Raw genomic sequence first — 23,049 nt, forward strand, 5'->3', positions numbered from 1 at the left:
GCGAGGCGTCGATCCTCCGCTCAGCGGCGCAGCCGAGCCGCCATCATGCCGGCCGCCTGGCCCTGGTCGACCAGGCACGCGGCGAGCAGGTCGCGCGCCCGGCGGCGGACCACGGCGCCGTCCGGATGCCCGGGCAGCCACTGCTCCGGCTCACCGACGGTCAGCTCGAAACGAGCGCCGGGCAGCGGCAGCGCCCCGGGCGGCGGGCCGCCGAGGCGCTCCAGGTGGCCTGCCGAGAGGACCTGGAACCACATCGCCTCCGGCACCAGCAGGTCGGCGAGCGCCGCCACGTCGGGTGAGGGCGCCTGGCCGGGTTCCACACGAGGGGCCCAGCCGTGGTCGAGCAGCCGGCGGGCGTCGGGCTCGGCCGCCACCCCGGCCCAGACGACCGTGCCGGCGTGCGCCCTCAGCACATCCCGCAGCTCACGCATGGTCTCCGGGGTGGCCGGCGCCAGCGTGAGCGCCGCCGCCGGCACCGCGTCACGCATGGACGCCCCGACGGTCGCCGCCGCGACCGGAGCGCCGTCGGCGACCAGGCTCACGGTGGTGGTCCGGCCGGGGGTGGCCAGTGCGCTGCGGGCCGCCTCCGGCGCCGTCTCGGCCGGCAGGGCGGTCTCCACCCCGAACACGACCAGGCTGAGCTGCCCGACGCTGTGCCCGGCGACCCAGCCGGCGGCGATGTCGAGCAACGCCACCGGCGGCCCGGCCGGCAGGTCACCGAACGGTGCCGCCACCGGCCCTCGCAGGTAGGCCCGGACGGCCGGGGTCAGCCCTGGGCGGTTGTCCAGGTCGCCGGTGTGGGCCACGCCGACCTCGGCGTCACCCACCCCGGCGCCTCGCAGTCCGGCGACGAGCAGGTCGGGTACGGCCAGCACCTGCTCGTCCGGCAGCGAACCGAAGTCCACCGCGAGGAGGTGCCGGCCCGGCAGGGGCACCGCCGGGGGGAGGAAGGCGATCCGCTCCGCGCCGCCGTCGGCCCCCGGCGCCTCCAGCCGCAGCAGCACGTCCCGCACGGCGGCCATCGCGGCGGGGAGCCGGCCGTCGCCGGACCGCACCTCGAGCAGCAGGCTCTGCGACACGCGCAATGCCTGGTGCACCTCGGGTAGGACGACGACGGCCATCACGCTCCCCTGTCTTGTGGCTTACCCGGTGGTCACGGAACCACGGGCACGCGCGGGATGATCGGGATGATCGGGATGCAGAGAGTACAGGTGTTGTGGGCCTCGTCCTCCATGTCGCGGTTGCGCTGTGCCCGTGTCCGGGCGGCCGAGGGAGCCTTGTCCTCCTTGGCGAAGTAGACGTGCCCGGGCATGTCCCCCCAGACAACGACCTCGTCGCCGCCGAAGATGTCGTCCCAGAAGCTCTCCTGGACCAGGAAGGAGTTCGCCCAGCCCTGCAACTCGGTGCCCTTCACAAAGGCCACCTGGTAGTGGTAGATGGCCGCAAAGATGTAGCCGTCGAGCTGCCCCTCCACCTGGCTACGATGGGCGTAGTCCTTGACCTCGAAGATGTTGGTCTCGTCGGTCACGATGTCGACCTTCAGGCGGTCACCGTCGAACGAGGGAGCGAACAGCGGCGGGTAGTCGTCGTTCAGCCGCGGCGGCTTGACCTCCCAGTCGACGTTGTAACTGACCGTCGTGCCGAAGCCGAACTGGTCGTCCCACAACCGCTGGAAGAAGCCCTCCCGACGCTTGTTCAGCTCGTTGATGGTGAATGCCTGCGCCGCCTTCTCCCGCTCGGCCCGGGGCTCCTTGTTCCACAGCATGTTCAGGCAGTGCTGTCGGGCGTCCAGGCAGTCCTGCTCGATGTTGCCCCGGGTGCTGAGCATGTGGCCCTGGAAGCACTTGTTGTGGGCCTGGATCGAGTCGTTGGGCGGGGGGCAGTTCTCCCCGAACGCATGGAGCACCGCGTTGAAGACGGCACCGAACCCGGCCCAGATGGAGACCTGGCCGCTCGGGTCGGCGAAGTCCAGCGGGCCGTTGTTGGCGTAGGCGTACGGGCTGGTCGTGTCGGTCTGACCGACCATGGTGGTCAGCGGGTCCCGGCTCGTGAACCGGCCGGTGCTGGCGTCGTAGACCCGGGCCCGCAGGTGCACGAGGGAACCGATGCCCGTTTCACCGCGGTAGGCCAGCTCACCCCGGTAACCGAACGCGGGGTTCGACAGGTTCGGCAGTCCCGCGGTGATCGGGGCGCCGAATACGTCGTAGCTCTGCCCCTGTGCCCACTGGTCGGTCGCCGAGGTCCGGATCGTCGACCCGTAGGCGTCCCGGGCGAACGTCGCCGAGCCGCTCGCGGTGTCGGCGAACACCCGGCCGTAGCCGTACACGAAGTTCGCGGCACCCTCGCCCGACTGGGTGAGCAGCTGCGGCAGCAGACCGTCGCCTCCGCTCCACCGGTAGGAGACGGTGCTGGTCTGCGGCGGGTTGTCCTTCGGCTTGCGCGTGGTGGCCACCTGCGTCGGAAGGCCGTCGCCGTCGTAGCCGACCGTGTTGGTCTGCGTGACGCCGCCACCGGACTCGGTGAGCGTCGTCGGCAGGCCGAACGAGTCGTAGGCGATGGTCAGCACGTCGTTCGGGTCGTCGCGCTCGAGCAGCCGCCCGGCCCTGTCGTAGCGGTACGCGACGTGCTTGTCGCCGGTGTCGGCGGCGGTGAGCTGGTCGGCGGCGTCGTAGGTGAGCTGGGTCGTCACCCCGCCCCGGGTGATGCTGGTGCGGTTGCCCACCGCGTCATAGGTGGACGAGACCGTGCCACCCGGCTCGCCGGTGGCCGACAGCAGTTGCCCCGCCGCGTCGTAGGTGTAGTTGGCCCGTTTGCCTGGCGTGGGCTGGATGTGCTGCACGACCCGGCCGTCCGCGTCGCGGTTGAGCGTGGTGTCGAAGGCCGGTGCGCCGTTACGGACCTCCGTGTAGCCGGCCAGCAGACCGCCGTCGTAGCGGTAGGTACGCGACCAGGAGCCCGGCAGCTTCTCGGCTACCGGCCGCCCGTCAGCGTCGAGCTGGTACGACACGTTCCCGGCCCGCGGGTCCGACAGGCCGGTCAACCAGCCGTTGGCGTTGTAGCTGTAGGAGACCGCCAGCCCGTCCGGGTAGGTCAGGGCGGTGCGCCGTCCCGCCGCGTCGTACTTGGCGGACACCACCGATTCGTCCGGTCGGGTTGTGGTGAGCAGGCGGCCCACCTTGTCATAGGCGTAGCGGGTGGTGCCGGCGCTGTCGGTCATGGCGGTCCGGCGGCCGACGGCGTCGTAGCCGAAGGTGACCGTCGCCCCGTCCGCCGCGGTCCGCTTGGTCAACCGGCCGCGCTTGTCGTACTCCATGCGCAGCGTGCGTCCCGAGGGGTCGGTCAGCGAGGTGCGGTTGCCGGCCGCGTCCCAGGTCTGCTTCGTGACCCGCCCGAGCGGGTCGGTGACCTCGGTCTGCCGGCCGCCGGCGTCGTACGAGTAACGGGTGATCGCCTTCTTGGCGTCGGTCATGGTGACCAGGTTGCCGGCCTTGTCGTACGTGTAGCGGGTGACACCGCCGTTGGGGTCGGTGACCGCCGTGAGCTGCCCGGCGGCGTCGTACTCCATGGTGCGTACCCCACCGCCGGGGCTGGTCCGCTTCGTCTCCCGGCCCTGCGCGTCGTACTCGTGCCGGGTGATGCCGCCACGCGGGTCGATGACCCGGATCGGCTGGTTACCGGTGGCGTACTCGTAGTGGGTGACCAGGCCCGCCGGGGTGGTCTCGGAGGTCTTGCGGCCGTCGGAGTCGTAGGCGTACACGAAGGCGCCGCCGGCGGGGAGGATCTTCTTCGTCATCCGCCCGGCGGCGTCGTACTCATAACGGATGGCGTTGCCGAGCGGGTCGATGACCGCGACCAACCGGCCGGCGCCGTCGTACTCGTACCTGGTGACCGCCCCCATCGCGTCCTTCGTGGAGACCACGCGACCGGTGGGGTCGTAACTGGTGCTGGTCTCCGCCTCGGCCGCGTCCACCGTCGAGGTGCGCCGGTCCAGCAGGTCGTAGCCGTACCGTGTGACGTTGCCCGCCGCGTCGGTCAGGCTGGTCACGTTGCCCCGCTCGTCGTAGCCGGTGACCTCGGACCCGGCGCCGTCGACGACCTCCGTCGGTCGCCCGTCGGAGTCGTAGGTGTAGCGCACCACGGTGCCGTTGGGATCGGTGATCGTGCTGGTCCGACCGAGCCCGTCGTAGGTGTAGCGGCTGACCCCGCCAAGCGCGTCGGTGACCGTGCTGACCTGTCCGTCGTCACCGTAGCCGTAGGTGAGGACACGGCCGAGAGGGTCGGTGACCGTGGTCAGCCGGCCGGAGCTGTCGTAACCGTTGGTCGTCGTCGCGCCGTTCGGGGCGACGGTGGCCAGTAGCCGGCCCGAGGCCGTGTAGCGGTAGCGGGTGACCGCGCCGGCGGGGTCGGTGGTGCTGGACAGCCGACCGGCGTCGTCGTAGCCGTACTGCTGGACCTTCCCGGACGGGCTTGTCACCGACGTACGCCGGCCCGCCGCGTCGTAGCCGTAGCTCAGCTTCCGGTTGGTCGGGTCGGTGATGGTGACCAGCCGTCGGCCCGCGTCATAGCCGTAGGCCGTCTTCGCGCCCTCGGGGTCGACGACCTCCGTCACCAGCCCGTCGACGACGGTGCGGCGGGTGATCCGGTCGGCGGCATCGGTCACCGTTGACGGGACCCGGCTGTCGCCGGTGTAGCCGTAGCGGGTGGCCCCGCCGGCGGCGTCGGTCACGCTGGTCACGCGGTCCTGCGCGTCGTATCCGTAGGCGGTGGTGGCGGCGCCGACCGAGCGGCTGGTGAGGTTGCCGCGGGCGTCGTAGGCGAAGGTCGTCCGGGCCCCGCCCCGGGCGCTGTTCGCGACGAGGCGTCCGTTGGAGTCGAACGTCTGGCTGATCGACTTACCGGCCGGGTCCGTCGCGCCGACCAACCGGCCCGCCTGGTCGTGCCGGTAGGTCGCCTTGGCCCCGCTCGGCTGCAGGGTGGCCGTGGTCACCCCGGTCACGTCGTCGTAGGCGACATCCTCGGCGCCACCCGACGCGAGCGCCTGGCGCACGACCCGCCCGTCGGAGTCGTAGGTGTTCTCGAGGACGGTGCGACCCTCCGGGTCCACGATGGTGGCCAGCAGGCCGCCACTGGTGCTCGTGTAACGGGTGACGGCGCCGCCCGGCGCGGTCACCGCGGACAGTGCGCCATCGGTGTACGTGTAGGTGACCACCCGCCCGTCGCCGGCCTCGGCACGGGTGATGCGGCCGGATGCGTCGTATCCGAAGGTGAGAACGGCGCCGGCCGAGTGCGTGGCGCGGCTCAGCCGGCCGGCGTCGTAGCTGAGGCTGACCCGTTCCCCCTCCCCGGTGAAGCTGGTCGCACGACCGGATGCGTCGAACGTGATCGCTACGCCGGCCCGGTACCGCAGGGTGAAGGTGCCGTCGCCGGCACGGGTGAGCTCGGCTTCGATGTCCTGCGGGCGCTGGTAGCCGCCGGCGTCGCCGGGCGCGAAGGTCAGCACCCGGCCGTCGACGTCGTGGAACGCGACCGCGCCATCGTCACCGACCTCGAGGTGGGTGGTCAGCGTGGTGGTCCAGCCCTTGCCGAACGGCCCGTCGTGCGGGTTCTGCGAGTTGTAGCTCCGCGCCCAGCTCAGCAGCCCGGCGGAGAAACCCAGGTCGACTGCGGCGTAGGTGAAGTTCCCGGTGGCCGTGTTCACGCCCTGGCCGGTGAAGCCGTAGCCCGAATGCTGCCCGAGCAACTCCGACGACGGCCGCGTGACGTAGTCGTCTTCCGCAGCGATCGCCGGCACCCCGGATGTCAGCAGCGTGACCGCCGTGGCCGCAGCCAGAGCGGGCAGACGCCACCGGCCGATTCCTGTGTTGAGTCTCATCGACACCCCCGTCTCGACGTAGCTCGATCGAGGGAACGATATTGTCCTGTGTCTCTGCCCCATCACCCCGTTTCATCTATTGATCTCGATGCATAACACGGGCCTGCGGGAACGGTCCGATGAGCGGAGAATCACATACCCGTCGCGTAACGTTCACCGCCATCGGAACGCTTCTTGCAAATCGAGCGCTGGCGATGGCGGGCCTTCTCCGCTTCGCCGTGCGGCGGGATCAGCCCGTCGGTAACGTGAGCCGCGGCGGGGTACGCCGTCGACGCCGAGGAGGTGGGCCGGTGGTGGAGCCGACCGTCGTGGTGGGGGTGGACATCGGCACCACCAGCACGAAGGCGGTCGCGTACGACACCGACGGCCGGCAGCTCGCCACCCACTCGATCGGCTATCCCCTGGAGGAGCCGCAGCCCGGGTACGCCGAGCAGGACCCGGTACGGATCTTCGACGCGGTGGTCGGGTCGATCCGGGCGGTGGTCGGCGAGCTGCACCAGCCGATCGCCGGCCTGTCGTTCAGCACCGCCATGCACAGCCTGATCGGGCTGGACGCCGACGGCACCCCGCTCACCCCGTCGATCACCTGGGCCGACTCACGGGCCAGCGTCCAGGCCGAGCGCCTGCGCGCCGCGCCGTCCGGGCTCGCCCTGCACCGGCGCACCGGCACCCCGGTCCACCCGATGGCGCCGCTGCCCAAGCTCGTCTGGCTCGCCGAGCAGGAACCGAAACTGCACGAGCGGGTCGCGCACTGGGTCGGCATCAAGGATCTGGTGCTGCGGCGGCTCGCCGACGCGCTCGTCACCGACCACTCGGTCGCCTCCGCCACCGGCCTGATGGACATCCACAAGCTGGCCTGGGACACCGAGGCGCTCCGCGTCGCCGGCATCACCGAGGAGCAGCTTCCCCAGCTCGTACCCACCACCCACGTGCTGCCGGGGCTCACCGCCGAGGCGGCGCGGGCCACCGGCCTGCCGGCGGGCACCCCGCTCGTGGTCGGCGCCGGCGACGGGCCGCTGGCGAACCTCGGGCTCGGCGCGGTACGCCCCGGCGTGGTGGCCTGCTCGATCGGCACCAGCGGCGCGATGCGGGTGATGGTGGAACGCCCCGGCGTGGACCCGCTCGGCGGCGTCTTCTGCTACGCCCTCACCGAGGACCGCTGGGTGGTCGGCGGCGCCATCAACAACGGCGGGATCGTCCTCCAGTGGGCGAACGACGCGCTCGCCCCCGAACTGGGCGAGCACGCCGAGGAGGAGCTGCTCGACCTGGCCGCCACGGCGCCGGTCGGCTCCGGCGGGCTGATCATGCTGCCGTACCTGCTCAGCGAGCGGGCGCCGCACTGGAGCGCGCTGCCCCGCGGCGCGTATGTGGGGCTGACCCACGGGCACGGCCGGGCGCACCTGGTCCGGGCCGCGCTGGAGGGTGTCTGCCAACAGCTCGCCCTGGTCCTCGCCTCGGTCCGGGCGGCCGGCAACGAGGTGCGCGAGATCCGCGCCAGCGGCGGCTTCGCCCGCAGCGCGCTGTGGCGGCAGATCCTCGCCGACGCGCTCGGCATGCCGGTGCGGTTCCCCGCCGGGCACGAGGGGTCCGGCTTCGGCGCCGCGCTGCTCGGCATGCAGGCACTCGGCCTCATCTCCTCGATCGAGGTCGCCGCCGACCTGGTCCGGATCGAGGAGACGGTCCGCCCGGACCCCGCCTCCGCCGCCACGTACGCGGCACTTCTTCCCCTCTTCTCCGAGCTGTACGACGCGCTCGTACCCACGTTCGCGTCCCTGCGGCGGATGGCGCCGAGCCTGCCGCCGGAACCACCACCCACCGCACCACCCCGCTGACCGACCGAAGGGCGTGATAGCCGTGGTCACACTGCTCGCCGCACCCGCGGAACCGCTGACGAACGCCGGTGACACCCAGCTCGTCCTCGCGGCCCTGCTGGGCATCGCCGCGGTGGTGGTGCTCATCGCCTGGGGCAAGGTGCACCCCTTCCTGGCGCTGATCCTGGGTGCCGCGGTGCTCGGCGTGGTGGCCGCCGTACCCGTCGACAAGATCGTCACCTCGTTCAGCGGCGGCGTCGGCTCCACGGTGGGCGGCGTGGGCCTGCTGATCGCGCTCGGCGCGATGATCGGCGGCCTGCTGGCCGAGTCCGGCGGGGCGGACGGGATCGTGGAACGGGTGGTCGGGCGGGTCTCCGGAACCGCGCTGCCCTGGGCGATGGCCGGTGTGGCCGCGCTCATCGGCCTGCCGCTGTTCTTCGAGGTCGGCGTGGTGCTGCTGGTGCCGATCGTGCTGCTCGTCTCGCTGCGGGTGAACGTCCCGCTGATCAAGATCGGCATTCCCGCGCTCGCCGGCCTGTCGGTGCTGCACGGCCTCGTGCCGCCGCACCCCGGGCCGCTGGTGGCGATCGACGCGCTCGGCGCCAACCTGGGTCAGACGCTGGCGCTCGGCCTCCTGGTGGCCATCCCCACGGTGATCATCGCCGGCCCGGTCTTCGGCAACTTCATCGCCCGGTACGTGCCGGCCACCGCCCCGGCCGCGCTGCTGCCGACCCGGCGCGACGCCGCCGACGACCGCAGCCCGACCCGGCCCGGTGACGGCCGGCTCGACGCCGACGGCGACCTGGTCACCGACGACGACCTGGTCAACCCGGGCACCGGACGGCCCGGCGGGGCGATCGACGAGCCGGCCGGGCGGCGCTCCCGCCGCTCCCCCGCGCTGTGGGCGGCAGTGGTCACGGTGCTGCTGCCGGTGGTGCTGATGCTGCTGCGGGCCATCGGCGAGCTGACGCTCGACGAGGACACCGCCGGCCGCAAGGCGCTGGACATCGTGGGTACCCCGATCATCGCCCTGCTGGCCGGCGTCATCTTCGCCATGATCTTCCTGGGCTACCGGTCCGGCTTCAGCCGTACCCAGGTCTCCGGTTTCCTCGGTGGCTCGCTGCCGCCCATCGCCGGCATCCTGCTGATCGTCGCCGCCGGTGGCGGCTTCAAGCAGGTGCTCGTCGACGCCGGCGTGGGCGACCTGGTCGCGGACGCCGCCGAGGGCGCGAACCTCTCCCCGCTGCTGCTCGGCTGGCTGGTAGCGGTCGGCATCCGGGTCGCCACCGGCTCGGCCACCGTCGCCACCATCACCGCCGCCGGCATCGTCGCGCCGCTGGCCTCCACGCTCGCCGGCCCCGAGGTGGCGTTGCTGGCGCTGGCCATCGGCTGTGGGTCGCTGTTCTTCTCCCACGTCAACGACGCCGGCTTCTGGCTGGTGAAGGAGTACTTCGGGCTGACCGTGGGGCAGACCATCAAGAGCTGGTCGGTGATGGAGACCATCATCTCGGTGGTCGGTTTCCTCGGCGTCCTGCTGCTCGACGTCTTCATCTAGCGACGGGTCAGGGAGCCTCGACGCCGGAGATGCGGAACTTGTGCACCTCGGCGCCGAGGATCTCCGTCACCTGCTCGGCCTCCGGTCCGGAGCCCCGGAACGCCAGCAACTGCTCGTCTGACTCCCACCGCTCGTAGACGTTGATCCGGCCCGGCTCGACCAGGTCCGCGCTGACCGCGAAGTCCACGCAGCCGGGCGCGGCGCGGGCCGCGCGGACGGCGGCCTCGCAGGACGCCAGGTAGGCGTCCCGCCGGGCCGGATCGACGTAGAGGGTGCCGGCGACGATGAGCATGCCGGCCATCCTGCCACCGGCTCCGGGTCAGGCGCGGGTGATCGCGTTGGCGTGGATGGCCTCGTTCAGGTAGGCGGCCATCCCGGGCCGCAGCGTCTCGAAGTACGCGGTGAACCGCGGGTCCGCCACGTACATGTCGGCCAGGCCGGTGTGGATCTCGTACGGGCAGTCGTACCACCACTTGGTGATGAGCTGCCGGTGCTCCTCGGCCAGCGCCATCGCCTCCGGGCTGTCAGCGGGCGCGCCCGAGTCCATGAGCGCGGCGAACCGCCGCCCCCAGTCCTCGTTCTCCGCCTTGTTGCGCAGCCAGTCCTCCTTCGAGTAGCGACCCGCGCGCTCCTGCGACTGCCGGTACGCCTCGGTGTCGCCCCAGCGCTGCTCGACCTCCTCGGCGTGCTCGTCCGGGTCGAAGTCCCCGAACACCTCGAACCGCTCCTCCGGCGTCAACTGGATCCCCAACGTCCTCGCCTCCATCGCGTGTTCGATCGCCGCGACCATCTCCTGGAGCTTCCCGATCCGACCGGACAGCAACTCGTGCTGCCGGCGCAGGTGCGCCACCGGGTCGGCGTCCGGGTCGTCCAGGATCGCGGCGATCTCCTCCAGCGGGAACCCCAGCTCGCGGTAGTACCGGATGAGCTGCAACCGGTCCAGGTCGGCCTCGTCGTAGCGGCGGTAACCCGCCGGCGTGCGCCCGCTGGGCCGCAGCAGCCCGATCTCGTCGTAGTGGTGCAGCGTCCGGACCGTCACCCGGGCCGCCCGCGCCACCTGACCCACCGTGTACGCCATGGTTCCCTCCCTTCCGCGACCAAGACTCCCGCCTCCCGCTGCGTGAGGGTCAAGCCGGACACGACGACGCCCCCGACCAGGATCGGCCGGGGGCGTCGTCGGTGCGGTCAATTGGTGACCTTCTCCTTCTCCGGGGCGGCGAAGGTCGCGTTGGCCGGGGTGCGGAAGGCGTGTACCAGACCGGCGGCCGAGAGCAGCAGGAGCAGGCCCGCGCCGAGGTACATGGCCAGGGCGCCCTGCTCGGCCTTGCGGCCGAACTCGCTGAAGCCGTACGACGTGAGCAGCAGGCCGCGCAGCGTCTCGCCCTTGAACACGGTCTCCCGCTGGGCGGTCACCTCGGCGAGCTGCTTCTGCAGGTCGGCCAGGTTGGCGGCGTTGCTCTGCTCGGCCTGGGCCACCTGCTCACGCAGCGCGGTCTGCGGCTCGCCCAGGTCGGCGTAGGTCTTGCCACCGGCCATGTTCTTCAGGTGCAGGCCGATGTACTCGTTGGCGTAGCACTCGGCCTGCTTGCCGGTGGTCATCTTCTGGCCGGCGTACTCGCGCAGGCAGTCCGACTTCTTCTCCTCGTCGGACAGCTTGTCCGCCGGGGTGAAGGTGATGTGCTGCGCGCCGAGCTGGTCGCGTACGTAGTCGTTGGCGAAGTTGGCGTTCGTCGTCAGGACGACGCCGACGACGAGCAGCAGGACCGCCAGGCCCAGCCCACCGATGCTGAACAGCAGATCGAGCGTCCGTCGCTTCATATCGAGCTCCCATGTGGAGGGTGTGTTCGTCTTGTTGACGAGAACCATCATGGCCGTGGCGGACCGCCGGTGAGCAGGGTCGAATCCCCTGTCCCGTCCGGGACCTTCGGCCCCCCGGACCCGGGCCGGTCAGCGCTCGGTGCCCGCTCCGGACAACGCGGGAAGCAGGTCCGGCAGGGCGGCCGGACGGCCGTACCGCCAGCCCTGACCCTGCCGGCAGCCGATCGCGGTGACCGCCGCGTGCTGCGCGACCGTCTCCACGCCCTCGGCGACCACGGCCAGGTCGAACGCGCCGGCCAGCCGGTTCACCATCTCGACAGTGGCGTACGCGCGGGCGTCCCCGGCGTCCAGCCGGGACACGAACGACCTGTCGATCTTCAGCTCGGTGGCCGGGATGCGGTGCAGGTAGCTCAGCGAGGAGTAGCCGGTCCCGAAGTCGTCGATGGCGATGCGGATGCCGAGGTCGCGCAGCTGGGACAGCCGGTCGAGCACCGACTCGCTGCCCTCGATCAGCGCCGACTCGGTCAGTTCCAGGGTGAGCGCGCGGGGCGGCAGCCCGGCGGCGGCCACCGCGCCGGTGACAGTGGCGATCAGGTCGGGCCGGCACAGGTGGGCGGCGGCGATGTTCACCGCGACAGTCACGTCCGGCGCGTGCTCCCGCCAGGTCGCAGCGGCCCGGCACGCCTCGTGGATGACCCACCTGTCGATCGCCACGATCAGCCCGGTCTCCTCGGCCAGCGGCAGGAACCGCGCCGGGGTCAGCACACCCAGCCGGGGGTGCCGCCAGCGCACCAGCGCCTCGGCGCTGCGTACCGTGCCGGTGTCCAGGTCGACGATGGGCTGGAACTCCATCAGCAGCTGACCCTCGTCCACCGCGCGCCGCAGGTCGGCGATCAGTTCGGCCCGGCTGACCGCCGACTCGCGCAGCTCCGGCGTGCACGTGCGGTACGCGGCCTTGCCGGCCGCCTTCGCCGCGTACATGGCGATGTCGGCGTCGCGGAGCAGGTCGGTGTGCGAGGTGTGCTGCGGCCCGTACTCGGCGATGCCGATGCTCGCCGACGGGTGGACGCCGAGATCCTCCTCGCCGGGCAACGGTTCCAGGGCGGCGAGCAGCCGGACCGCGAGCCCCTCGGGCGACACCTGGCGTTCCCCGGCCACGAGCACCGCGAACTCGTCACCGCCGAGCCGGGCGATCATCCCGTCCGGGCCGACCGCGTTCCGCATGCGCTCGGCGGTGGCGGTGAGCAGCCGGTCCCCGGCGGCGTGCCCGAACCTGTCGTTCACCTGCTTGAAGCCGTCCAGGTCGAGCAGCACCACGGAGACCGGCCCACCCGCGCGCAACGCGCGCCGCAGCCGTCGTACGAACGTCAGCCGGTTGGGCAGGCCGGTGAGCTGGTCGGAGTACGCGAGCCGGCGCAGCCGGCCGACCAGCCGTAGGTTCTCGTTCGCGGCGAGCCCCTGACGCAGCGCCAGCACCCCGAGCAGGCCCATCATGCCGACGAAGACCACCTGCGGCGTCTGCCCGCTGGGCTGCCGCGACAGCAGGACCGCGACGATCGCGCCGCCCACCGGCAGGTACGGCAGCGCGACCCGCCACCACGGCGGCAGCGGCGAGTCGACCAGGTCGTCCTCGCCGTCCCCGTCGGTCGGGGGCGGATAGCGGGTCGCCAGGCCGACGAGCAGGTAGCTCAGCGGCCAGCAGACGTCGACCGGGTGACCCGGCGTGTAGTCGCCGCGTGCGACCAGGGAGACGTAGACGGCGTCCGCGCCGGACCGGATCGCCAGGCCCGCACCGATCACGGTGAGCGCCCGCCACATCGGCCGGCCCGGACCGGCGACCGCCACCAGGATGGTGAGCTGCATCAGGTCGAACATCGGGTAGAGCAGCCCGAACGTCCGCATGGGGTCGGCCAGCTCGGCGTCGGTGATCCGGTGGAACACCACCACCCAGCCGATCGGGATGAGGGCCAGCCCGACGATCACCCCGTCGAGCAGGGTGCGGGCCCGGCCGATCACGCTGCGCGGGCCGGTGCGGGAGCAGAGCAGCGCGGCGGTGCCGGTGACGATGCCGGCGGCGAACAGGCCCGCCACCAGTGGGGTGTGGGGCAGGCCGAGCCCACCGAGTCGTTCCACGGTCCACACCGCACGGCCGAGCGCGGCGAGGGCCATGGTGGCGGCGAGCAGTTCCCAGAACCGGCGCAACGCGGCCGGCTGTCGGCGCGCCGCGCGGGCGCAGAGCACCGCCGCCCAGCTCGACACCGCCATCGCGCCGAGGTCGCTGACCAGCGCCGCGCCGGGCAGCCGGGCGGCCAGCCAGGCCATCTCGCCGAGTACGACGACAGCGGCCGCGACGAGTCCGACACGGCCGACGAGCGGATGACGGGCCGGCGCCGCGGCGGCGAGGCTCACGTCGTGCTGGGATACAACGATGCGCTCCGGCTCTCTTCCAGACGTGCACCCTCGGCGACGAGGACCGGACGACGGACGGCGCAAGCCTAGTCAGCGCCGGGGACGGCCGCCAGAGTCGACAACTGTCGGTCAGCGGACCGCGGGCGGGTGCCGGTAGAGGGAGACCAGGACGCCGTAGCGCGCCTGTCCCGGTGGCGCCTCCTCGGCCTCGCCCACCAGTTCGTCCAGCGTGGACCGAAGACGCTGCGCCTGGGCCGGGGTGAGCCGCAGGTGCCGCAGGTGCATGAACGGGTCGGGGTCGCCGGCGAGTTCCTCGGCGAACGCGCCCAGCAGGGCGGCCGTGGCAGCGCCGTCCGTGTCGATGCCGCCGAGGCGGCGGAACGTGCGCTCGTGGTAGCGCTCGGTGCCGCCCCGGACCTGGCGGCTGTGCGCCGGGCGGACCATACCGGCCTCGGTCAGCACCCCGAGGTGGTGGGCCACTGTGCCCTTCGCCGCGCCGAGGCGGGCGGCGAGCTGGCTGATCGTGGCCGGACCGGCCCCGAGCGCGAAGAGCAGCCGGTGCCGGAACGGGTGGGCCAGCGCCTTGAAGTGTGCCGGGCTGTGGATCTCCAGGTCGTCGGTCACCGTCAAAGCGTCTAATTCTCTTGACGCTTTGTCAACCGGCTGCTCTACTTCTCCTCCACCACGAGAACGGGGAACCGATGGATTCGAACGAGATCACGCGCATCGTCGAGCGGGCCGCCGGCCTGGTCACGGAGGAGTACGTCTTTCCCGACACGGCCGACCGGATCGCCGGCCACCTGCGTGAGCGCCTGAGCGCCGGGGCGTACGCCGGTGCGGGCGACGCCGCCACGCTCGGCGCGCTCGTCACCGCCGACCTCCAGTCGGCGAACGGCGACCTTCACCTGCGGCTCAAGCACCACGAACAGGCACTGTCCGACAAGGCCGACGACCCGACCGGCGAACGCTTCGAGCGCCTCGCCGCGCTCGGCATGGGCGGCGTCACCCGGGTGCAACGGCTACCGGGCAACGTCGGCCTGCTGGAGATCCAGCCGTACGTGTTCCCGCCCGACCTGGCCGGCGACGCGCTGACCGCCGCGCTGCGGCTGCTCGCCGGCACCGACGCGCTCCTGCTCGACCTGCGCGGCACCGAGGGCGGCAGCCCGGACGGGGTGGCGCTGCTCTGCGGCTGGTTCTTCGCCGAGCCGACCCACCTGCACACCATGCACGAACGCTCCGGCGCCACCCGCCAGTTCTGGAGCGCCGCCTGGCTGCCGGTCCCCCGGTACGCGCCGGACAAGCCGGTCCACGTGCTCACCGGTCCGGCGACGTTCTCCGGCGGCGAGGAACTGGCGTACGACCTTCAGCAGTTCGGCCGGGCCACAGTGGTCGGCGAGACGACCAGGGGCGGCGCGCACCCCCGCATCGGGCACCGGCTGCACCCGCACCTGGAACTGACGGTGCCGGTGGCCCGGCCCGTGCACGCGGCGAGCGGCACGAACTGGGAGGGCTGCGGCGTCGCCCCGGACGTGAAGACCCCGGCCGACCGGGCACACGACGTCGCGTACCGCCGGAGCCTGGAAGCGCTGCTGGCGGCGGACCCGGACCGGCCGACGGCGACCGAGGCGCGGACGGCCCTCGCCGCCCTGGGCTGAGCCGCGCCGGTCAGGACCAGTCCTCCGCCGGGGCCGGGTCCTGCGGTGCGGCGGCCGTGCCGGGCGGCCCGCCGTGCGTCCACGGCGTCTCCTCGGGCGCCGGGAACGCGCCGCCCGGCAGGAAGCCGTCGGAAAGGCTGGTCAGGCAGATCCGCTCGCCCACCTCGGGGACGCTGCCGGGCGGCGCGGTCAGCCCCCGGCCCATCCCGCCGGACAGTTCCAGCACCACCTCGGTCTTGCCGTCGCCGCCGGGCGTCACGAACACGATCTTCGCCTTCTGGCCCGAGCGGGCCGGGGAGTACAGCGTCGCGCCGACCGGCATCGGCACCGGTTCGGTGGTGACCACCTGGATGCGCGGGCGCAGCACCGGCCGCTTGCCGGAGTCGTCCACCCGCGCCGGGTCGGCGAGCGTCACCTCGCCGACGAACGCCTCCCCGGACAGCCGGTGCTCGGCCATCACCAGCGGATCGTCGTAGGCGCGCTGCACCGCCCACGCGGTCGACGCCCGTTCCAGCCGCTGCAACCGCAGCGCCGCCGCCACCGCGCCGTCGCGGCGCGGCTGCGGGCCGCCCCCGGCGTCGACGTGCTCGGCGTGCGCGGTGAACGCGTCCCGGTCACCGGCCCACCGGCCGGTCACCCGCGCGCCGGCCGGCAGCGTCCGCAGCAGCCCCACGCCGCGCCACATCAGCTCCCAGGTGGGCGCGAGCTGGTCGCGCAGCAACCCGGCGAGCTCGTCGTACGCGGCCGCGCGGGCGGCCGGGTCGTCCCCGGCCCGGGTGTACGCCTCGATCGCCGGGGCGAGCCGGCGGTTGTCGAAGTCCGGGTCGGTGGCCGGCCCGGCCGGCGGGCAGCGTGCCGGGTCCTCGGCGCGGGCCGCCGCCTCGGCGCCGGTCAACCCGGCCGGCGGGTCCAGCCAGCCCAGCACCGCCGGCAGATGCAGGTCCTCCACCACGCTCTGACCGGTCGCCCAGTGCAGCGTCAGCGCGTCGGTGAGCGCCAGCAGGGCCGACGAGCCGGGTTGCTCGGCGCGTTCGGCGAAGAACGTCAGCCAGCGGCCGAGCAGCGGCACCGACTGGTGCACCGGATAGTCGCCGTCGGTGCGGCGGAACCGGGTGGAACGGCCGAACAGCCGCAGGAACGTGATCCCGGCCGGGTTCGGCACCAGCAGTTGCGGCGCGTCCACATACCGGTGGCGGACGTCGCGGCCCCGGTCCACCGGCACCGCCTCGGTCAGGTCGCGGAACTCGTCCAGGTACGGCAGCACGACTCCGGCCAGCTCGGCCGCGAACGCGAACCGCTGGTCCCGGTTGCGCGGCTGCGGCACCACCAGCAGCCGGGCCTCGTCGGGCGCGGCACCGACCATCGCGGCCAGCGGGGCGTTCGCCTCACCGGCCAGCGCGAGCGGCACCAGCACCAGCGGCCGGTCGGACAGGTGCAGGTGGCGGACGGTGGCCACCGGCTGTGCCCGCCCGGAGGCGACCGCCTGCGCCCGGGCGAGCGCGCGAAGCGTACTCACGCGGGGTGTCCGGCGAGGGCGTCGGCGCGCAGGCGCGCGGCGGCCCGCAGCAGCGCGGCCGCCTCCGCCTGCTCCGGCTCGGGCGCGGCCACGCCCTCGGCGAGCGCCAGCACGTCGGCGACATCTTCCACGCCGCCCAGCGCCTCACGCACCGGCCGGCCCAGCGCGCCCGTCTGGCCGCGTGCCTCGTGCCGGCAGAAGTACGCCAGCTCGCAGGCGGCCAGGCAGTCCGGCGCGTAGCGCGCCGGCACCCGGTGCAGCGCGGCGGCGAGCGTCGCCGGATCGGTCGCCGGGTCGACTGTGAACCCGGCCGGTACGGCGGCGAGCAGCTCCTCGACCCGGGCCATCCGGGCCAGCTGACGGCGCAGCACCAGCAGTTGCCGGCGCACGTCGAGCAGGCCGGCCACCGGCTGGTTGGCGAAGTCACGCGGGCAGACCAGCACCACCTCGTGCGACACCAGCTCCGGGTCGCGTCCCTCGGCGGCGAGCAGCTCGCGCAACGCCAGCACGTACACGGCGGACTGGATCGCGGCGGCGGCGACCTTGCCCGGGTCGGCCTGCCCGTCGATCACCGGGAACGACTTGATCTCCACGACGTGGAACCGGCCGCCGAGCCGGGCGGCCACCAGGTCCGGTTCCAGGTGCACCCGGGTGCCCGCCACGTCCAGGCCGAGCAGCGGGTGGTCGAACAGCGCCGGACCGTCGCCGCTCGCGGTCAGCGCCGCCCGGGACCGCTCCGGCCGGTCGTCGTCGGCGCCGAGATCGGTCCAGGTGGCATCAGTCGGAACCGGTACGCCGAGCCGTTCCGCCACCAGGCGCAGCAGTTCCTTTCCGCCGTCGGCCTTGACCTGGGCCTCGAAGGCGTTGCCCCGGGTGATCGCGAAACGGGACTGGCCGAACCGGGCCGGGAAGCCCAGTTGCTCGGCGAGCGCCGGCTTGTCCGCGCCGGCGCTGTCCAGCACAGCCCGCCGGGTGCAGCCGGGATTGCCGGTCAGCGCGGCGATGGTGCGGGCGTTGTGGCGCCGGGGCGGCCCACCACCCCGGATCTGTGCCAGCCGATCTTCCACCCGATGAAGTGTAAGGAAGGGCCCCTTGTTAACGCCTCCGGTAGAGGAAGGGCCCCTTGTTGACACGGCGGCGGACCGCACCCGTCAGCGGTCGGCAGAGCGGTTCCAGGGCGAGCGCGGGGACTGCGCTCCCGCCACCCGACGGCGCCGACGGCGGTGCCGGCGGCCTGGCGTGCAGGGCGGGCGGGCGGCGGTGTGCACCGGTACGGCGGGCGGGGTGGCCGGCTGCCGGCCGATCAGCCAGCAGAGGAAACGGGTCACCGGTCAGCCGACCGGGAGGCGCTCGGCCTCGGACCGCGAGATGTCGTACTGGGCGCCGCAGAAGGTGCACTGCTGCGTGTAACGGGTGCGCAGCGGGATGAGCGGGATGAAGAAGAGGCTGAACTTGGTGACGCGGCGGGTGATCACCTGGGCGGCCTGGTTGCCGCAGTTGCGGCAGACCTCGGTGACGACGCCGGAACGGACGACCTTGGTCCGCAGCCCGAAGATGAAGAACATCGCCCGGCATTACCCACGCGAGGCCCGTGTTAAAAGGGGCCCCCTCCTCTACCGGAGGCGTTAAGAGGGGGCCCTTCCTTACACCCAGATGGGCTTCCAGTCCGGCACCTCGTGGAAGCGCCGCAGCTCGGCGAACCCGGAGACGATGCCGGTCCAGGCGCCGTACGGCGGGTTGCCCTCGTCGAAGCCGGACTGCACGAACGTCAGCTTCGTCCGGCCCTCGGACTCGTCCAGCTCCCAGGAGGTCACCCCGGTCGGTCCCCAGTCGATGGAGAGCCCCCGTCCCGGCGTCACGTCGAACACCTTCGCGGCCTGACCGGCGTCGAAGCCGCCCATGGCGTACCGGCCGCCCTCCCAGGGCTCGATGCCGACCGGGTAGCCGAACCAGGCACCCGCCTGCTCGGAGTCGGTGAGCGACGTCCACACCTTGTCCATCGGCGCGTCGATCAGCAGCTCACCGCGCAGGTCGGCGGAGGTGAAGTCGGTACGCGGCAGCAGCGGCCGGCCGTCCAGGTGGTCGTTGAGGTTGGCGAGCGCCAGGTACCAGTAGGTCTGGAGCACGCCGCGGATGCTGCTGCCGCTCATCGCCTCCTCGTAGTCGAAGTGGCTCTGCCGCAGCGTGAGTATGGTGCCGTCACCGTCGGGCTCCAGCTCGATCTCGGTGGTGGTCTCCACCCCGTCGAGCGTCCACGCGAAGCGCAGCGTCCGGTCGTCGGCGTGCAGCAGTCGCTGGTGCGGCGCGTCGCCTTCGGGCGTGTAGCGGCCCCAGAACTCGTACCGCCGGGGAAGCTCGACCTCGGCGTGCTCGGCCAGCCAGACGCGCAGCTCGGCGGGGTCGGTCAGGGCCCGGCGGACGGTTTCGACCGGCGCGGCGAGGCGGGCGCGGATGGTCATCGGCTCAGTCATGCGTGTCGCCTTTCGGGTAGCAGGCCACGGCGAGCTTGAACGCGTCTCCCTCGGCGCCGCCGTAGCGCGTGAACAGGTCCTGCAGGGTCGTCTGCAGGTCGTGCAGGAACTCCTGCCGCCGCTCGGCGGGCACCCGGATCTCACCGGAGACGCCGATGGACGGCAGTTCGGGGGCGGTGCGGTCCAGTGCGGCGATGTCGGCCTGGACCTCCTCCATGAGGTCGAGCAGGTAGCCCAGGCTCAGCTCGTCGCGGGCCCGGCGGGTGCCGCCGATGCGGCCGACGAGGCGGGGTGAGAGCCAGTACGACCGGGCGGCGGCCTGGTAGATGCCCTCGGTGATGCCGCGCACCTGCCGCTGCGCGACCTGCTCGGCCAGCCCGGCCGCGACGAGCTGCTTGACGTGGTAGTAGACGCGCTGCGGCGTCTGCTCCAGCCGGGCCGCGACCTCGGTGCACGTGCGGGGCTCGGCCAGTTGCCGCAGCACCTCGATGCGCTGCGGCTTGAGCAGGGCTTCGGCCTGCTCGCGCTGTTCCAGATACAGGACGTCTCTCATGGCAAAATCAGTTTGTACGTACAAAGCTTCTTTGTCAATGGCTTCGACGAAAGGCCGCGCGGTCCGCGCGGCCTTTCGTGGGTACGTCGCGTCAGGGCGTCCAGTCCGGACGCAGCGGGTACCCGTTCACCCCTTCCGGGCCGTTGTGCGTGGCGAGCACGTGGTGCAACTGGATGCCGTTGCGCTCGAACGCCAGCCGCGAGCCCGCCATGTAGAGGCCCCACACCTTGGCGGTGCCGGGCCCGACCTCGCCGACGCAGAAGTCCCAGTGCTCGACCAGGTTGCGGCACCAGCCGGCGAGCGTCAGCGCGTAGTGCTGGCGCAGGTTCTCCTCGTGGTGCACCTCGAACCCGGCGTCGTGGATCTCGCTGATCAGCCGGCCCGGACCGGCCAGCTCGCCGTCCGGGAAGACGTACCTGTCGATGAACGCGCCGGAGCGGTGCGGCGCCCGGTTGTCGGCCCGGGTGATGCAGTGGTTGAGCAGCCGCCCGCCGGGCTTGAGCCGGGAGCGCAGCGCACCGAAGTAGGCCGGGTAGTTGCGCACCCCGATGTGCTCGGTCAGCCCGATCGAGGAGATCGCGTCGAACTGCTCGCGCGGCGCGTCCCGGTAGTCCAGGTGGCGCACCTCGGCCAGCTCGCTCAACCCCTCCCGCTCGATCGCTGCGCGCGCCCAGTCGGCCTGCGCCTTCGACAGCGTCACACCGAGCGCCTTGACGCCGTACTCCCGGGCCGCGTGCCGGACCATGCCGCCCCAGCCGCAGCCGACGTCCAGCAGCCGCATACCGGGCTTGAGCGCCAGCTTGCCGGCGACCAGGTCGTACTTGTTCCGCTGCGCCTCCTCAAGGGTGTCGCCGGGGCTGCGGAAGACCGCGCAGGTGTACGTCATGGACGGGCCGAGCACCTTCTCGTAGAAGGCGTTCGACACGTCGTAGTGGTGGGAGATCGCGCTGCTGTCGCGGGTACGCGAGTGACGCAGGCCGGTCATCAGCCGCCGCCAGCGCGGTGCCGCCTCCTGCGGCGGGGGCGGCGGCGGGCGCAGCCGCCCCCAGCCCAGCCCCCGGACCAGCGCGAGCGCCTCGCTCATCGCCGGGAGCCGCAGCGGCACCTCGTCCTTGATGACCCGCAGCGCCTCGTACGGGTCACCCGGGTGCACGCCCTCCAGCCCCAGGTCGCCGCTGACGTAGGCCCGTGCCATGCCCAGGTCGCCCGGCGCGGTGAGCAGATAGGACAGGCCCCGCTCGGTGCGGATCGCCAGGGTGATCCCGGCGTCGGCCGGGCCCACCGCGCTGCCGTCGTAGCCGGTGACCCGGACGGGCAGGTCGCCGGTGGTGACCGCGCGGACCACGTCCGCGACTGTGGGTCCGGTACGCCGCCCGCCCGCCGGCGGGCCGGCCGGGGCGCTCGCCGCCCCCGGTGTTCGGTCGGTCAGACTCATGCTCGGGATACCGCCTTCTCGTACAGTCCGGTGAGTCGGTGGTCCGGGTCGTAGCGGTCCTTCACGGCACGCCAGGTGTCCCCGCCGTAGAGCCGGTCGAACTCGCCCCGGTCGTAGTACGCGTCGGAGTAGAGCGACTTGTGGCCGCCCACCTCCGACACCATGCGCTCGATCTGGCGGTTTACGTCGCCGTCGGCGGCGCCGGCCGCGATGGGCACGCTTCCCCAGAAGCCGATGTTCACATACGTTTCGCCCGGTTGGAGCGGATATAGCGGCCACGCCTTCGCCAACCCGGGACCGGACGGCTCCCGTAGCCGCAGCGGGCACAGCCACACCGGCGTCATGCCCACGTTCGCGGCGAACCAGCGCAGGAACTCGGGCGTGCGGTCGAGCGGGACCTCCACGTCCTGCACGACCCGCTCCCGGGCCGGGCGGCCCCGCCACCTGTCGACACGGGCGGCCACCTGGTGCCTGTGCTCCAGCCGCACGATCCGGTGGTAGACGTCGCTGCGCCGGTAGCGCCGCGGCCACAGCCGCCGCACCACCGGGTGCTGCACCCCGAACGCCGCCGAACACCAGAACCAGTCGGTGTCCCAGCGCCAGAGATAGTCGTACGCGGTGAGCGCGTCCCGGGTGCGCCGGCGCAGCGAGCGGTAGTAGATCTCCTGGCCGGTGTAGTCGGACGGACGCTCGTCGGCCTCGTCGGTGAACGTGCCGAGCACCAGGTACGCCTCGCCGGGGCTGAACACCACCCCGTCCATGGCGTCGACCGGCTCACCGCCCCAGGCACCCTTGGCGACCACCTCGCCGATCGCGTCGACCAGTTCCTCCAGCCGGGTGAACCGGATGTTGCGCAGCGACACATGACGGCGGATCGGTTGCAGCTCGATGCGCAGCCGGGTCGCGTAGCCGAGGCTGCCGAGCGAGTTCGGGAAGGCCCGATGAAGGTCGGCGTGCTCGCCCCGGGGCCGGGTGGTGACGATCTCACCCGCGCCGGTGAGCACGTCCATCTCCAGCACCGACTCGTGCGGCAGACCGTTGCGGAAGGAGGTGGACTCGATGCCCAGCCCGGTCACCGCGCCGCCCAGCGTGATGGTGCGCAACTGCGGCACGACCAGCGGCATCAGGCCGTGCGGCAGCGTCGCGTCGACCAGATCCTCGTACGTGCACATGCCCTGCACGTCGGCGGTGCGGGCCGCCGGGTCCACGGTGAGCACCCCGGTCAGGCCGCTCACGTCCAGCCCGGGGGTACGCGGCGCGGAGCGCGGCCGGAAGAGGTTCGAGGTCTGTTTGGCCAGCCGTACGGGTTCCCCGGCGGGCACCGCGGCGTAGGAGCGCCGCAGCGTGTCCACCGCCCGTTCATGATCACGGACAGCGTGCATGAGATCACCTTACGCGCGGGTACGACAATTCGTGGGATGTCCACGGTGGCCTTTCCACGACTCGCCGACGACGCGCGCGTTACCGTGACCGCCATGCCGAATCCCGCGCTCACCGCACTCGACGACGCCGGCCTGCCGTACCGGGTGATCCGCCACGGTCCGGTCGCGAGCCTCACCGAGGCGGCCGCGGCGCGCGGCGTCGAGGTGCCGGACGTGGTCAAGACGATCGTGGTCCGCCGCGGCGAGGGCGACCTGCTGTTCGTGCTGACCCCCGGCGGCCGGGTGATCTCCTGGCCGAAGCTGCGCGCCCTGCTCGGGGTGAGCCGGCTGTCGATGCCCGACGCGGAGGCGGCGAAGGCCGCCACCGGGTACGCGCGCGGCACCATCACACCGTTCGGCTCCACCACCGCCTGGCCGGTGATCGCCGACGAGCGGCTGCGCGGCCGGGAGATCACGCTCGGCGCGGGCGAGCACGGTTTGGCCGTCGCGGTCGACGCGGACACCACGCTGGCCGCGCTCGGCGCGACGGTGGCCGACGTGACCGACGAGGAGCCGACGCGCTGAGCGGTGGT

18 protein-coding genes are annotated in these 23,049 nt (G+C 72.6%); 4 read left to right on the plus strand and 14 right to left on the minus strand.

Annotated elements, in window-relative coordinates; translation table 11 throughout:
* Window positions 1-20 precede the first annotated feature (20 nt).
* Complete coding sequence (locus tag Q3W68_RS02980) at window positions 21-1,121, minus strand: hypothetical protein (protein WP_302903980.1); 1,101 nt, start codon at window positions 1,119-1,121, stop codon at window positions 21-23.
* A gap of 32 nt (window positions 1,122-1,153) precedes the next feature.
* Window positions 1,154-5,872 (minus strand): DUF6531 domain-containing protein, encoded by a 4,719-nt coding sequence (locus tag Q3W68_RS02985; RefSeq protein WP_302903981.1) that lies wholly within the window; start codon window positions 5,870-5,872, stop codon window positions 1,154-1,156.
* Between the two features lie 290 nt (window positions 5,873-6,162).
* On the opposite strand from Q3W68_RS02985, the gene Q3W68_RS02990 reads away from it, so the two are divergent.
* Both Q3W68_RS02990 and Q3W68_RS02995 read left to right on the plus strand, forming a co-directional pair.
* Complete coding sequence (locus tag Q3W68_RS02990; protein ID WP_302903982.1) at window positions 6,163-7,704, plus strand: gluconokinase; 1,542 nt, start codon at window positions 6,163-6,165, stop codon at window positions 7,702-7,704.
* 22 nt (window positions 7,705-7,726) lie between these two features.
* On the plus strand, window positions 7,727-9,238 hold the full coding sequence (locus Q3W68_RS02995) for an SLC13 family permease (protein ID WP_302903983.1): 1,512 nt from the start codon (window positions 7,727-7,729) through the stop codon (window positions 9,236-9,238).
* A gap of 7 nt (window positions 9,239-9,245) precedes the next feature.
* Here Q3W68_RS02995 and Q3W68_RS03000 read toward each other — a convergent pair whose 3' ends face one another.
* The 5 genes from Q3W68_RS03000 to Q3W68_RS03020 all read right to left on the minus strand — a co-directional run bounded on the left by Q3W68_RS03000 (window position 9,246) and on the right by Q3W68_RS03020 (window position 14,089).
* Window positions 9,246-9,530 carry a putative quinol monooxygenase gene (locus Q3W68_RS03000; protein ID WP_091418876.1) on the minus strand — a complete coding sequence of 95 codons (285 nt, stop codon included), beginning with the start codon at window positions 9,528-9,530 and terminating at the stop codon, window positions 9,246-9,248.
* 27 nt (window positions 9,531-9,557) lie between these two features.
* Entirely contained in the window at window positions 9,558-10,316 is a 759-nt protein-coding gene (locus tag Q3W68_RS03005; RefSeq protein ID WP_302903984.1) for a MerR family transcriptional regulator, read from the minus strand.
* 107 nt (window positions 10,317-10,423) lie between these two features.
* Window positions 10,424-11,056 (minus strand): hypothetical protein, encoded by a 633-nt coding sequence (locus tag Q3W68_RS03010; protein ID WP_302903985.1) that lies wholly within the window; start codon window positions 11,054-11,056, stop codon window positions 10,424-10,426.
* 129 nt (window positions 11,057-11,185) lie between these two features.
* Window positions 11,186-13,465 carry a bifunctional diguanylate cyclase/phosphodiesterase gene (locus Q3W68_RS03015; RefSeq protein WP_302903986.1) on the minus strand — a complete coding sequence of 760 codons (2,280 nt, stop codon included), beginning with the start codon at window positions 13,463-13,465 and terminating at the stop codon, window positions 11,186-11,188.
* Window positions 13,466-13,594: 129 nt separating this feature from the next.
* Window positions 13,595-14,089 carry a transcriptional regulator gene (locus Q3W68_RS03020; protein ID WP_302903987.1) on the minus strand — a complete coding sequence of 165 codons (495 nt, stop codon included), beginning with the start codon at window positions 14,087-14,089 and terminating at the stop codon, window positions 13,595-13,597.
* 77 nt (window positions 14,090-14,166) lie between these two features.
* Between Q3W68_RS03020 and Q3W68_RS03025 the strand changes: the two genes are divergently transcribed.
* On the plus strand, window positions 14,167-15,120 hold the full coding sequence (locus tag Q3W68_RS03025; RefSeq protein WP_302903988.1) for a S41 family peptidase: 954 nt from the start codon (window positions 14,167-14,169) through the stop codon (window positions 15,118-15,120).
* 10 nt (window positions 15,121-15,130) lie between these two features.
* On the opposite strand, the gene Q3W68_RS03030 is transcribed toward Q3W68_RS03025, so the two are convergent.
* The 7 genes from Q3W68_RS03030 to Q3W68_RS03060 form a co-directional block, all read right to left on the minus strand.
* Window positions 15,131-16,636, minus strand: a complete 1,506-nt coding sequence (locus Q3W68_RS03030) for a hypothetical protein (RefSeq protein ID WP_302903989.1) — start codon at window positions 16,634-16,636, stop codon at window positions 15,131-15,133.
* Window positions 16,633-17,703: a hypothetical protein gene (locus Q3W68_RS03035; protein ID WP_302903990.1), complete on the minus strand. Its 1,071-nt coding sequence runs from the start codon at window positions 17,701-17,703 to the stop codon at window positions 16,633-16,635. Before Q3W68_RS03035 ends, Q3W68_RS03030 begins: the two co-directional genes overlap by 4 nt.
* Before the next feature lie 264 nt (window positions 17,704-17,967).
* Complete coding sequence (locus Q3W68_RS03040; RefSeq protein ID WP_302903991.1) at window positions 17,968-18,201, minus strand: zinc-ribbon domain-containing protein; 234 nt, start codon at window positions 18,199-18,201, stop codon at window positions 17,968-17,970.
* A 78-nt stretch (window positions 18,202-18,279) separates the two neighbouring features.
* The gene (locus Q3W68_RS03045) at window positions 18,280-19,107 is read right to left on the minus strand and encodes an SRPBCC family protein (RefSeq protein ID WP_302903992.1); all 828 of its coding nucleotides are present in this window, start codon (window positions 19,105-19,107) and stop codon (window positions 18,280-18,282) included.
* Entirely contained in the window at window positions 19,100-19,660 is a 561-nt protein-coding gene (locus tag Q3W68_RS03050; protein ID WP_302903993.1) for a helix-turn-helix domain-containing protein, read from the minus strand. The genes Q3W68_RS03045 and Q3W68_RS03050 overlap by 8 nt, the downstream gene beginning before the upstream one ends.
* Window positions 19,661-19,751: 91 nt before the next feature.
* A complete protein-coding gene (locus Q3W68_RS03055) occupies window positions 19,752-21,095 on the minus strand; it encodes a class I SAM-dependent methyltransferase (protein WP_302903994.1) in 1,344 nt (447 codons plus the stop codon).
* Window positions 21,092-22,477, minus strand: coding sequence for an FAD-binding oxidoreductase (locus tag Q3W68_RS03060; protein ID WP_302903995.1), 1,386 nt, complete (start codon window positions 22,475-22,477; stop codon window positions 21,092-21,094). The genes Q3W68_RS03055 and Q3W68_RS03060 overlap by 4 nt, the downstream gene beginning before the upstream one ends.
* A gap of 93 nt (window positions 22,478-22,570) precedes the next feature.
* Here Q3W68_RS03060 and Q3W68_RS03065 point away from each other — a divergent pair, with 93 nt between their 5' ends.
* A complete protein-coding gene (locus Q3W68_RS03065; RefSeq protein ID WP_302903996.1) occupies window positions 22,571-23,041 on the plus strand; it encodes an aminoacyl-tRNA deacylase in 471 nt (156 codons plus the stop codon).
* The last annotated feature ends 8 nt before the right edge of the window (window positions 23,042-23,049 follow it).

This window comes from Micromonospora sp. C28ISP2-4 (assembly GCF_030519385.1).
GTDB classification, from domain to species: Bacteria; Actinomycetota; Actinomycetes; order Mycobacteriales; family Micromonosporaceae; genus Micromonospora; species Micromonospora tulbaghiae.